The sequence below is a fragment of the Streptomyces sp. NPDC047453 genome, assembly GCF_040643155.1.
Classification (GTDB): Bacteria; Actinomycetota; Actinomycetes; order Streptomycetales; family Streptomycetaceae; genus Streptomyces.
In genome coordinates this window covers 166,386-178,715 of the sequence record NZ_JBEYTS010000010.1, presented here as the reverse complement: position 1 = coordinate 178,715, position 12,330 = coordinate 166,386, and the positions used below count along the sequence as shown (strand labels likewise).

10 protein-coding genes are annotated in these 12,330 nt (G+C 73.4%); 3 read left to right on the top strand and 7 right to left on the bottom strand.

Annotated features, from left to right (window positions below; all coding sequences use genetic code 11):
* The first annotated feature begins 9 nt into the window (after positions 1–9).
* Together ABZ818_RS12670 and ABZ818_RS12665 are read left to right on the top strand one after the other, a co-directional pair.
* Positions 10–1,977: a fumarate reductase/succinate dehydrogenase flavoprotein subunit gene (locus tag ABZ818_RS12670; RefSeq protein ID WP_361413205.1), complete on the top strand. Its 1,968-nt coding sequence runs from the start codon at positions 10–12 to the stop codon at positions 1,975–1,977.
* On the top strand, positions 1,974–2,744 hold the full coding sequence (locus ABZ818_RS12665) for a succinate dehydrogenase/fumarate reductase iron-sulfur subunit (RefSeq protein WP_361413204.1): 771 nt from the start codon (positions 1,974–1,976) through the stop codon (positions 2,742–2,744). The genes ABZ818_RS12670 and ABZ818_RS12665 overlap by 4 nt, the downstream gene beginning before the upstream one ends.
* On the opposite strand, the gene ABZ818_RS12660 is transcribed toward ABZ818_RS12665, so the two are convergent.
* Entirely contained in the window at positions 2,741–3,070 is a 330-nt protein-coding gene (locus ABZ818_RS12660) for a hypothetical protein (protein WP_361413203.1), read from the bottom strand. The genes ABZ818_RS12665 and ABZ818_RS12660 overlap by 4 nt on opposite strands.
* Before the next feature lie 19 nt (positions 3,071–3,089).
* Entirely contained in the window at positions 3,090–4,307 is a 1,218-nt protein-coding gene (locus ABZ818_RS12655; protein ID WP_361413239.1) for a hypothetical protein, read from the bottom strand.
* Positions 4,308–4,923: 616 nt separating this feature from the next.
* On the opposite strand from ABZ818_RS12655, the gene ABZ818_RS12650 reads away from it, so the two are divergent.
* Entirely contained in the window at positions 4,924–6,699 is a 1,776-nt protein-coding gene (locus tag ABZ818_RS12650) for a hypothetical protein (protein ID WP_361413202.1), read from the top strand.
* A gap of 20 nt (positions 6,700–6,719) precedes the next feature.
* On the opposite strand, the gene ABZ818_RS12645 is transcribed toward ABZ818_RS12650, so the two are convergent.
* From ABZ818_RS12645 to ABZ818_RS12625, 5 genes are all read right to left on the bottom strand, one after another.
* Positions 6,720–9,332 (bottom strand): SpoIIE family protein phosphatase, encoded by a 2,613-nt coding sequence (locus ABZ818_RS12645; RefSeq protein WP_361413201.1) that lies wholly within the window; start codon positions 9,330–9,332, stop codon positions 6,720–6,722.
* Between the two features lie 274 nt (positions 9,333–9,606).
* Entirely contained in the window at positions 9,607–10,059 is a 453-nt protein-coding gene (locus ABZ818_RS12640; RefSeq protein WP_361413200.1) for an ATP-binding protein, read from the bottom strand.
* A 146-nt stretch (positions 10,060–10,205) separates the two neighbouring features.
* Entirely contained in the window at positions 10,206–10,652 is a 447-nt protein-coding gene (locus tag ABZ818_RS12635; RefSeq protein ID WP_361413199.1) for a (deoxy)nucleoside triphosphate pyrophosphohydrolase, read from the bottom strand.
* Between the two features lie 42 nt (positions 10,653–10,694).
* Positions 10,695–10,889: an SPOR domain-containing protein gene (locus tag ABZ818_RS12630; protein WP_361413198.1), complete on the bottom strand. Its 195-nt coding sequence runs from the start codon at positions 10,887–10,889 to the stop codon at positions 10,695–10,697.
* A gap of 430 nt (positions 10,890–11,319) precedes the next feature.
* Positions 11,320–12,072, bottom strand: coding sequence for a GntR family transcriptional regulator (locus ABZ818_RS12625; protein ID WP_361413197.1), 753 nt, complete (start codon positions 12,070–12,072; stop codon positions 11,320–11,322).
* Positions 12,073–12,330 lie beyond the last annotated feature (258 nt).

Genomic DNA, 12,330 nt, shown 5'->3' with positions numbered 1-12,330 from the left:
GGCCTTGTGATGTCCGTGGTGGACCGGCAGGAGTGGGACGTCGTCGTGGTCGGCGCGGGCGGCGCCGGGCTGCGGGCCGCGATCGAGGCGCGCGAGCGCGGGGCGCGTACCGCGGTGATCTGCAAGTCGCTGTTCGGCAAGGCGCACACGGTGATGGCCGAGGGTGGCATCGCGGCGGCCATGGCCAACGTCAACGAGCACGACAACTGGCAGGTCCACTTCCGCGACACCATGCGCGGCGGCAAGTTCCTCAACCAGTGGCGGATGGCCGAACTGCACGCGCAGGAGGCGCCGCAGCGGGTGTGGGAGCTGGAGACCTGGGGCGCGCTGTTCGACCGTACGAAGGACGGCCGGATCTCGCAGCGCAACTTCGGCGGGCACGAGTACCCGCGCCTGGCGCACGTCGGCGACCGTACGGGCCTGGAGCTGATCCGGACGCTCCAGCAGAAGATCGTCTCGTTGCAGCAGGAGGACAAGAGGGAGACCGGGGACTACGAGTCCCGTCTGAAGGTCTTCCAGGAGTGCACGGTGACGAGGATCCTCAAGACCGCGCCTGACAGCGGCTCCGCCGCGGGTGACCGTGTCTGCGGGGTCTTCGCCTACGATCGCGAGTCCGGCCGCTTCTTCGTGCTGGAGGCGCCCGCGGTCGTCATCGCGACCGGCGGCATCGGCAAGTCGTTCAAGGTGACGTCCAACTCGTGGGAGTACACCGGCGACGGACACGCGCTCGCGCTGCTCGCCGGGGCGCCGCTGCTGAACATGGAGTTCGTGCAGTTCCATCCGACGGGCATGGTCTGGCCGCCGTCGGTGAAGGGCATCCTCGTCACCGAGTCGGTCCGCGGCGACGGCGGGGTGCTGCGCAACTCCGAGGACAAGCGGTTCATGTTCGACTACATCCCCGACGTCTTCAAGGAGAAGTACGCCGAGTCGGAGGACGAGGCGGACCGCTGGTACGAGGACCCGGAGCACAACCGGCGCCCGCCGGAGCTGCTGCCCCGGGACGAGGTCGCCCGCGCGATCAACTCCGAGGTCAAGGCGGGCCGCGGCTCACCGCACGGCGGGGTGTTCCTCGACGTGTCGACACGGATGCCGGCCGAGGTCGTCCGGCGTCGGCTGCCCTCGATGTACCACCAGTTCAAGGAGCTGGCCGACGTCGACATCACGGCGGAGCCGATGGAGGTCGGGCCGACCTGCCACTACGTCATGGGCGGCATCGCGGTCGACTCCGACACGGCGGCGGCCCGCGGGGTGCCGGGGCTGTTCGCGGCCGGGGAGGTCGCGGGCGGCATGCACGGCTCCAACCGGCTCGGCGGCAACTCGCTGTCCGACCTGCTGGTGTTCGGCCGCCGGGCCGGGTGGCACGCGGCCGAGTACGCGCAGGGGGCGGCGCGCGAACGCCCGGCCGTGGACGGCGCCCAGGTGGACGCGGCGGCCGCGGAGGCGCTGCGGCCGTTCTCGGCGGAGGGCGCGCAGGGCGGGGAACCGGTCGACGGGCCGCCGGAGAACCCGTACACCCTGCACCAGGAACTCCAGCAGACCATGAACGACCTGGTCGGCATCATCCGCCGCGAGGGCGAGATGGAGCAGGCGCTGAAGAAGCTCGGCGAGCTTCGGGTGCGGGCGCGGCGGGCCGGGGTCGAGGGGCACCGGCAGTTCAACCCCGGCTGGCACCTCGCGCTCGACCTGCGGAACATGCTGCTGGTCAGCGAGTGCGTGGCGCGGGCCGCGCTGGAGCGCACGGAGTCGCGCGGCGGGCACACCCGCGAGGACTGCCCGTCGATGGAGCGCGCCTGGCGCCGGATCAACCTGCTGTGCCGGCTGACCGACCCGACGGGCGGGCTGGCGGCGACGGACCCCGTGCGCGGCCAGATCGCCCTCTCCCGGGAGACCACCGAACCCATCCGCCCCGACCTGCTCGCCCTCTTCGAGAAGGAGGAGCTGGTCAAGTACCTCGCCGAAGAGGAGCTGTACGAGTGAGCAGCTATGAGGCCCGCTTCAAGGTGTGGCGGGGTGACGCTCGGGACGGGGGCCTGGAGGACTTCGCGGTCGAGGTCAACGACGGCGAGGTGGTCCTGGACATCATCCACCGGATCCAGGCCACCCAGGCGCCGGACCTCGCCGTGCGCTGGAACTGCAAGGCGGGCAAGTGCGGTTCGTGCTCCGCGGAGATCAACGGGCGGCCCCGGCTGATGTGCATGACCCGCATGTCGGTCTTCGAGCCCGAGGAGACGATCACCGTCTCCCCGCTGCGGACCTTCCCGGTCGTCCGCGACCTGGTGACGGACGTCGGCTACAACTACGCCAAGGCGCGCGAGGTCCCGGCCTTCGTCCCGCCGGCCGGTCTCGGTCCCGGCGAGTACCGCATGTTCCAGGAGGACGTGGACCGGCCGCAGGAGTTCCGCAAGTGCATCGAGTGCTTCCTGTGCCAGGACGTGTGCCATGTCGTACGCGACCACGAGGACAACAAGCGGGCGTACGCGGGCCCCCGCTTCCTGATGCGCGTCGCCGAACTCGACATGCACCCGCTGGACGCCGCCGCGGACTCGGGCCTGGACCGCAAGCGTGCGGCCCAGGACGACCACGGCCTGGGCTACTGCAACATCACCAAGTGCTGCACGGAGGTCTGCCCCGAGGGCATCAGGATCACCGACAACGCGCTGATCCCCCTGAAGGAACGGACGGTTGACCGCAAGTACGACCCGCTGGTGTGGCTGGGCTCGAAGATCGGGCGGCGGTCGTCCTAGGGGCGGTTCAGGGAGTCCGTGCGGGCGGGGCGCCGGGACAGGTACTGAAGGAACGAGCCCAGGAAGAACACGGCCATGCCCACCAGCGCGAGGTCGAAGTGGGCGGCCGGCCTGCTGCTGAGCGGGCCGAGGCACAGGAACGCGCCCATGCCGACGGCAGCGGTCAGTGTGCCGTACCCCCACAGCCTGGGCCGCAGGACCTTTTTCCGGCCGACCGGCGGCACCCGACCGATCGTGATCCCCAGGATCCCGATCACTGCCACTCCCGCCACAACCACGAGGGCCAGTGCGGTCGTCCCCATCGCCATCGAGTGCATACCGCTCATCCTCCCATCGACGCCGTGATCATGACAGGTCGGTCCAGCCTTCCCTATACGCGGTCCAGTCGTCCTCCGTGGCGGCGAAGTCGACGTACAGGGCGACGCCGAAGCGCTCGCGGCCGGCGTCCGTGCGGGAGAGACCGAGGCGGACGCCGCGGACGGCGGCGGGGACCGTTTCGGCGGAGGCGCGGTGGCCGAAGCGGTTGTCGTGGAAGAACGGCAGGCCCATCAGCAGGTCGGTCGTGGGCGGGGTGACCTCCAGGGCGAGGGAGGTCTGCTGGGCGACGTAGCCGCCGTACAGGCTCGGCAGCGGCTGCATGGTGTCGTACGACATCAGGGCGATCTGGTCGACGCGGCGGGCGACCTGGGCGAAGTACGCCTGCGACCACCACTTGGGGTGGTTGGTGAGCGTGCCCCACAGGGAGTGGAAGGCGGGCAGCGGGTCGATCTGGTGGGCGGCGACGGACAGGGGGACGCCGTGGGCTCGGGTGACGGCGCGCAGGTCGTCGAGGAGGCCGAGGTAGTCGCGGTCGCCGGAGTGCAGCGGCTCCAGGTCGAAGTGGGCGCCGTCGAAACCGGCCGCCAGGATCTCGCGGGTGGAGGTGACCACGGCCGCGCGCGTCTCGGCCCGCTCCAGCCGCATCCCGTCCGGGCTCTCGGTGGCCAGCTCGTCGCCGAGCCAGGCCTGCACGCGGACGCCGGGCAGCGCGCGGTGCACGGCGGGGATCAGCCAACGGGCTCTGGGGTAGGAGGACTTGGGAAGCATGCCGTCGTGTTCGAGCGGCCCCGCGTGCACATACAGGTCACGGATCCCGGTGCCGCGCAGCCGCCGGGCGAGGGCGGCGACATCGGCGTCCTTCTTCCGGCCGTCCACCCAGGCGTGGCCCAGCCAGATCGCGTCCTGGCCCCTGGTGTACGTCCCGTCGGCGGGGTCGCCCGTGTGGTTCACCCGCAGGGCGGTCTCGGCGGCGAGCAGCGGCAACACCAGCAGCAGGACGACACCGAGGGCGACACGACGAACCCGACGCAGCCCACGGCGCCGCCGGGACGGCGGACCAGCGCGCCCCTGGCCGGGGTCGGAGGGCGTCGTGTCCGCGGTACGTTGCGCGTCGGCGACCTCGTGCCCGGCGGTGGTGCCGCCCGTGCCGGTCGTGCTCTCTGCGTTGGACGCGCTCCCCACGCCACCGGTCCCTCGCCCGCCGGTGATGTCGCCCGTGCCGGACGCGTCCTCTCCCCCGGTGATCCCGACCCTGCCGCTCGCGCCGTCCGCGCCGGGGCTGTCGTGCGTGCCGCTGCTGCCACCCGTACCGCTCGCACTCCCCGCGCCGGCGGCCTTCGGCCCACCCGAGATGCCGTCCGTACCGGACGCGTCCTCTCCGCCTGTGACACCGGCCCCGCCGGACGTACTCCCCGCGCCGGGGCTGTCGTGCGTGCCGTCGGTGTCGCCCGTACCAGCCGCACTCCCCGCGCCGGACGCCGACTCCGCGCCAGCGGTCTCCCGACCGCTGGTGATGCCATTCGTGCCGGAGGCGTTCTCCACGCCGGTGGTACCGGCCCTGCCGGTCCGGCTCTCCGCGCCGGGGGTGTCGAGCTGGCCGCCGGTGTCGCCCGTACCGGTCTCGCTCCCGGGGCCGGACGCCGGTTCCGCGCCAGCGGTCTCCCGACCGCCAGTGGCGTCGTCCGTACCGGACGCGTCCTCCCCGCCGGGGGTGCCGGTCCCGCTTCCCGTGTCGGACGTTTCCTGTCTGCCGGTGGTGTTCTTCATGCTGGTGTCCCCTCCCGCGTTGCCGAGTCCCGTCGGCCCCACCAGTGCCGCGGCCCGGTCGCGTGGCCGCTCGGGCGGTCATACGCTCCCGAATGTGACGGCATCGGTGTTCCGGGCGGCCCGGCCGCGGCGCGCGACCCACCGCCTGCCGGGGCGGGTGGCACACACCGTGCTGTGCGGCGCGGCGGGCCTCGTGTGGCTGGTGCTTCCGGGGATGACGACCAACAGCGGCGCCGCGGTTGCGCTCCCCCAGACCTGTCCGGTGGCCGCCACCGCCGCGCCGCGGCAGGACGAGACGTCGCCGGGCTATCTCGCCCTGCCGCTCGTGGCGGTGGGCGCGGCGGGGGTGCTCGCCGGGTACGGGTACGTCCGACGGACCCGGCGGGCCAGGACCCGTACGACCCCCGGTGGCGGTCCCTCCCCGGCCCCCGCGCTGCGGCGGTCGCCACCGCCGTCCGGTGAACTCAGCGGCAGGTCAACGGAGTTGATCCCCCTCGCGGACGACTGGGTACGCACCAGCCGGGAGGAACTCGGCTTCGCCGAGGCGCGGTTCGGCGCGGCGGCCGTCGAGCCGTTCGCACGGGCGGTGCGGGAGGCGGAGGCGGAGCTCGCCGCCGCCTGCCGGATGCGGGAGCGATACGACCACGGGGTCCCCGCGGACGCGGCCGCCCGGCGACAGGCGCTGGCCGGCGTGGTCGGGCGCTGCGAGGAGGCGGGGCGGCTGCTGGACGCGGAGGCCGCCGCGTTCGACGAACTGCGTGGCCTGGAGCGGGGGGGACCGGGTGAGGCGCTGGAGGTCGCCGAGGCGCGGTTCCGGACGTTGGCGGGGCGCACGGCGACCGCCGCCTCGACCGTCGCCGGGCTCCGCGAACGGTACGGGCCGGCAGCCGTCGCATCCGTCACGGGACACGTGGAGCAGGCCAGGGACCGGCTGCTGCTGGCCACCTCCCGGCTGAACCGGGCCCGCCAGTCGGCAGACTCGGGGAACCCCCGGGCCGCCGCCTGTCACCTGCGCGTGGCCGAGGGCGCGGTCGCCCAGATCGCGGTGTTCGTGCACGGCGTCGAGCGGCTGGCCGAGGAGCTGTCGACCGCGGAGCGACTCGTACCTGCGGCGCTCAGCGGCGCGGAGGCGGACCTCGAGGCGATCCGGCGAGCGGCCGAGTCCGCCGCCGCGCAAGTGACCGGCGACCCGGACCACGCCACCGCGCCCGCCCCGGGCCCCCCGAAATCCGCCAAGTCCCGCAAGCCCGCGCAGCGTACGGCCGACGGCCCGGCTCCGGAAACGGCCACCGCCTCCGACGAGGCACCCGCCCTCGTGCCGGGCGCGTCCTCGGCGGCCGTCCCCGCCGACGTCGCCGCCGGTGAGCTGCGCGCCCGCGTCACGCACGCCGACCTGGAGCTGGCCCACGTACGCGTACACGCCGAGCCGGCCGCGGGGCCGTACGACCCGCTGGACGCGCTGCGGCGGATCGTACGGGCGACCACACCGGTCGGCACCCGGCGGGCCGGTGTCCTGTCGGCCGCCGAGGAACTCGTCGCGCGCAGCGCCGTCGCCGCCGCCGACGACTTCGTCGGCACGCACCGGGCCGCGGTCGGTGCCACGGCCCGCATCCGGCTGGCGGAGGCGCTGCGCCTCCTGCCGACCGACCCGCAGACCGCCGACACCCTGGCCCGCCAGGCCCGCGACCTCGCGGAGCAGGACGTACGCCTGCACGGCAACCCGTACACCGCCACCACCGACCCGTCCGCCGGCGCCACCGGAGCGGTGCTCGGCGGCATCCTCCTGGCCGAGGATCCCGACGGCGGCCCGCCCGCCTGCTACGGCGGCCCGCGGACGCGGAGACGGCGCCGTCCGGGACCGGCGGCGTAGACCGGTGCCTGGCGGGGCGGTCAGAACAGGCTCAGCAGCGCCTCCGCCGGGTCGGTCAGGGCGCTCTCCCCGTCGGGCAGGGGGAGTTCGAACCAGACCGTCTTGCCGCGGGGGGTGCGGCGGGATCCCCAGGCTGCGCTGAGCAGGCCCACGAGCTGGAGGCCGCGGCCGCCCTCGTCGGTGTCGCGGGCGCGGCGGCGGCGCGGCTGGACGAGGCCGGAGTCCCACACCTCGCAGACCAGGGTGCGGTCGAGCAGGAGGCGGAGTCTGATCTCGCCCTCGCCGTAGCGCAGGGCGTTGGTCACGAGCTCGCTGACGAGGAGTTCGGTGGTGTCGATCAGCGGTTCGAGGTCCCAGGCGGTCAACTGGGCGCGGGCGTACTCGCGGGCGCGGCCGACGCTGCGAGGTTCGCGCGGCAGGGCCCAGTCGCCGACGGACTCGGCGGGCAGGCCCTGGACGCGGGCCATCAGCAGCGCGATGTCGTCCTCGCCGTGGTGGGACCCGAGCGTGTTGAGGATGTGGTCGCAGACATCCTCCAGGGGGCGGGAGGGGTCCGTGAGGGCACCGACGAAGGCCTGGAGACCCTCGTCCAGGGGGTGGTCGCGGGATTCGACCAGGCCGTCCGTGTAGAGGGCCAGCAGGGCGCCCTCGGGGAGTTCGACCTCCACCTCCTCGAAGGGTTCGCCGCCGACGCCGAGGGGCATGCCGGGCGGCACGTCCAGCATCAGCGCGGACTCGCCGGGTTCGACGAGCACCGGCGGCAGATGGCCGGCGTTGGCGAAGGTGCACCGTCGGGTGACCGCGTCGTAGACGGCGTAGATGCAGGTCGCCAGGTACACCTCGGAGAGGTCGGCCTCGCGGGGGCGGCGGGCGGCCCGGGTGGCCTGCTGGACACCGCCGGGCGCGCCGAGGCCGCGGGCGATCTCGTCCAACTGGGAGAGCACCTCGGCCGGTTCCAGGTCGAGCAGGGCCAGCGTGCGTACGGCCGTGCGCAGTTCGCCCATGGCGACGGCGGCGCGTAGACCGCGGCCCATGACGTCGCCGACGACCAGCGCGGTGCGGTGGCCGGGGAGTTCGATGACGTCGAACCAGTCGCCGCCGACCTCGCTGGGCCGGCCGGTGGCGGCGCTGCCGGGCAGGTAGCGGCAGGCGATGTCGAGGCCGGAGGCCTCCGGGTCGCCGGGCGGGAGCAGGGACCGCTGCAGTATCAGGGCGCGTTCGTGCTCGCGCCGGTACAGGCGGGCGTTGTCGATGCAGACGGCGGCGCGCGCGGCGAGTTCGACGGCGAGCTCGCGGTCGCGCTGGCCGAACGGCTCGCTGCCCTTGGTACGGGCGAACTGCGCGAGTCCCACCACCGTGTCTTGGGCGACCATCGGCACGGCCAGCGTGGTCTGCACGAGGCCGCCGTCCTCACCGGGCACGGTCGTCGGGCGGGCGGTGCGCAGGGCGTCCGCGCGGGGCGAGTTGAACGGGTAGTGGTGCACGGCGCCGAGTTCGACGGGTGCGCCGGTGCCGCCGAACGGCGCGCCGGAGACCGCGCTGGCGAAGGCGACGCGGCGCAGTTCGGCGCTGCCGTCGGCGAGGCCGGGCGGGGTCTCGTCGCCGGCCAGCAGGCCCTGGTAGAGGTCGACGGTCGCCAGGTCGCAGAAGCCGGGGACCACGACGTCGAGGAGTTCGCGCGCGGTGGTCTCCAGGTCCAGGGAGTTGCCGATGCGGGCGCCGGCCTCGTTGAGGAGGGCGAGGTTGCGCCGCGCGGCGGCGGCCTCGCGGGCGGCGTCGCGGCGGGCGGTGATGTCGGTCCCGAGCCAGGCGATGCCGATGGTGCGGCCGCTGCCGCTGTGCACGCGGTAGAGGTTGACGGACCAGTGGCGGCGCTCGTCGGTTTCCGGCACGAAGCCGGAGACGTGCATGTCCGTGATGGACTGCCCGTTCTCCAGCACCCGGCGCAGGGTGGCGGTGACCCGCTCGGCCTCGCCGCGGGGCAGGTAGTCGTGCACGCCCCTGCCGCGGTGGTCGTCCGGCGAGCCGCCGAAGACGGAGGCGAACCGCTCGTTGGCGCGCCGGACCTTGAGGTCGGTGTCGATCAGCAGGAAACCGAACGGGGATTGGCCGAAAATCGCCTGCGAGGCGGCGAGGTCGGTCTCGATCCGCCGCAGGGTGCGGACGTCGACGACGGTGCACACGGCGGCCCTGTCGCCCTCCACCGTGGTCGTCGGCATCACGTAGACCTCGGCGAGTCCCTCCTCACCGCGCCGGCCGTCCTCGCCGTCCGGGATCCGGAAGGGGACGACGCCGGTCCACTCCCGCCCGTCGAGGATCTCCGCCATCTTGCGCTGGCCGTGCTCGCGCAGGTCGGGGTCGACGAACGCCTCGATGGGGTCCATCCCGACGGCGCGTTCGGCGGGGATGCCGAAGAGCCGCTCTGCGCGCAGGCTCCACTGGTCGACGTGTCCGTCGGGGCCGATGGAGAAGGAGGCCACCTTGATGTAGTCGTACATCGAGCCTGGCGGGCTGCTCTGCCACATCGCGTCCCCGGACGGCGCCCCGTCGGCTGCACCGCCGCCCGCGGACCCCGCCCTCGCGCCGTCCGACGGGTCCTCGGACTCCGTGGCCTTCGCTGGTATCTCGCTCACGCGAACCGTCCCCTCCAGCTCACCGCGTCCGGCACCGGTCACCGGGGGCGGCTGCCCGCAGTATCCAGCACTACGGCGCCGCACGACACGGTGTTCACGATCACAGGACCATCCCGATGCTTTCCGGTCCGGGCCTGCCACAACACCATCAGTCTTCTAACCAGGCAGGACCGGGTCGAATCCCGCTCGCGGACAACCGTCGCAGGCCGCTGCCGACCGGTGTGCGGCGGGGGCTCCGCGGCGGGCTCCGCGTACGGCCCGTCCACCGCCCCGCTCACCCCGGGACGGCCAGTTCGAACCAGACCGTCTTGCCGGTGTCGTCCGGCCGGGTGCCCCAGCGGCGGGAGGTGGAGGCGACCAGTTGCAGACCGCGGCCGGACTCGTCGTCCGGGCGGGCCGGACGCTCGCGGGGCGGGTCGGGCAGCGGGTCGGAGACCTCGACCAGGAGCACGTTGGGCAGGTCCGCGGGGCGCAGCAGCCGAACGCCGATGGGACCGGTCGCGTACCGCAGGGAGTTGGTGACCAGTTCGCTCACCAGCAGGGCCGCGGTGTCGCCGAGCGTGTCGAGGTCCCAGCTGCGCAGCTTGCCGCGGACGGCGGCGCGGGCCGTGTGCACCGCGCCGGGATCCGCGGGAAAGGTCCACTCGGCGGTGTCGCCATCGGTGTCGATCACGCCGTTCACTTCCCAGGCACGCCGATCACTTCGCAGGCCGGCGCGCCCACCCATGTCCGGTTTCTTAGGACTAAGGGGGACATACCCGGTATCCAGGGGGCAGTACCGCTCGCGACGGTGTGGTGTGGCACGAACGGCGTACCCGGAGCGCGCCCTAGTCTCCCGTGCGCCCTGGATTTTGACGGAGCACACGATGACTCTCACGCCCCTGGGGCGCCGTCCGCCGGGCCGGCTCCGAGGTGAGTGAGGGTCTGCCGCACGGCGGGCACGTCCTGGTCCAGCCAGGGGACGCTCCAGATCTCGGCCGGGGTGAGCCAGCGCAGGTCGTCGTGGTCCTGGAGGGGCTTGGGCTCGGCGGAGCCGGGGCGCAGCCGCGCGGTCCACACTTGGAGTTCGTACGGCGGTCGCAGGGGCCAGTTTCCCGGAACGCGCTCGACGGCCTCGGTCTCGATGCCGAGTTCCTCGCGCAACTCGCGTACGAGGGCGGCCTCGGGCCGCTCACCGGGCTCGACCTTGCCGCCGGGCAGTTCCCAGCGGCCGGCCAGCTCGGCGGGCGCGCTGCGGCGCGCGGCGAGCAGGCGGCCGCCGTCGAGCAGGCGGCCGCCGTCGAGCAGGGCGGCACCGACCACCACGATCCGTTCGCTCATGCGCCGGAGCCTACGGGAGCGGGCCGGCGTCCGGCGAAGGGGTCAGCCCTCGCCGCCCGCACCGCCGGCGCTCTGCTCGATCCGCTCGACCCAGTACAGCTGGGTGTCCGGACCGTCGAGGCTTTCCGCGATCTTCTGGGCCTCGGCGCGGGTGGCGTACCTGCCCACGCTGTACCGATTGCCGTTGTCGTCCTGCCGGACGACGAGCCAGGGAAGGGTGATCGTGCTGTCGTTCATCGCGCCCCCACTGCTCCTTCCCGCCCCTGTGCGTCCGGCTCCCGGCCCCCGCCGCGTCCCGCCCGTTGAGGAAACCGCACTCCGCATATGCCTGACCCTACGCCCAACCTTCACGCAGCGAATACGGCTTTTCACAAAGAGGTAGGCAACCGGCCAGTATGGGAATCGGCCGCCCGGGGCGCACGGAGACGAACGCGCCGTGCGAGGACCTCTGTACATCCGCTCGGAGGCATGCGGCAGCCGCGGTGGCGACCTGCGAGAACGGCCGGAATACGGCGCCCGGGCGGGGCGGCACGGCAGAGGGGCGGGCGGGCCGGGCGCCGAGGGGGCGCACACCACCCCCAGGGAATCACCGCTTCCGGGCCGGGCGCCCGCCCCGCCGCGCCTCCTATCGCACGGCCCTTACTGCACGGCGCGGCCCGCGCGCCTCCTACCTCACCGGCAGGTGGTACGCCACCCGGTAGCGGTCGGCGGGGATCACGACGTCGGCCGTCTCCACGGGGCGGCCGGAGGCGTAGAAGGTGCGCTGGACGACGACCACGACATGGCCGGGGACACCGCCGAGGGCGTGCAGTTCCTCGGCGAGGCCGGGGCGGGCGCCGACCTCCTCGGTGACGTTGTCGACGATGACGTCGATGGCGCGCATGCGCTCGACCACGCCCATGCCGCCGAGCGGGCCCTCCTCGGGGAGCATGACGGGGGTGCGGCCGGTGAGCGCGAGCGGCTCCCAGGAGGTGGAGAGCATCATCGCCTCGCCGGCGTTCCGGAACACGTACTTGGTGCGCATCACGCGGTCGCCGGGCTTGATGCCGAGCCGCTCGGCGATGACGCCGCTCGCCTCGGCCTGCGTGCTGCTCGACTCCCAGGTGCCGCGCGCCTCGGCGTCGGCCTGCTCCTGCCGGAACGGCGTGGCGCCGCCGGCCAGACGGAAGCCGGAACGGGCGACCCGGCGCGGCACGGGCCGCTCGCGCACATACGTTCCCGAGCCGGAGCGGCCCTCGACCAGCCCCTCGGCCATCAGCACCTTGCGGGCTTCGAGCGCGACCGTGTCCGAGACGCCGTACTCCTCGCGGATTCTGGCCTGTGAGGGCAGCCGGGTGTGCGGGGGCAGCAGACCGTCGACGATCTTCTTGCGGAGATCATCCGCGACGCGCAGGTACGCCGGCTGCTCACCGAAAGTCACTGGCCGCTCCCATCAAGTTGTACAGACAGCAACAGCGTGGCAACCGCGGGTTGTACTTGCAAGCAGGGGCCAGAGAATCACTCGAAGTGATGACTTGCGGGGAGCGAAGGCATGCCCAGGCGCTTCCTCCCCGCTACGGCCGCCGTCACACCTCCGCATGACCGAAAACGGAAGCGCCGGGGGCGCGGAGGCGAGGCCGAGTGTGACGGACGTGCCGTGCGGGAGTCATGACGGGGCGTCGGCGAACCTCGCCCCTTA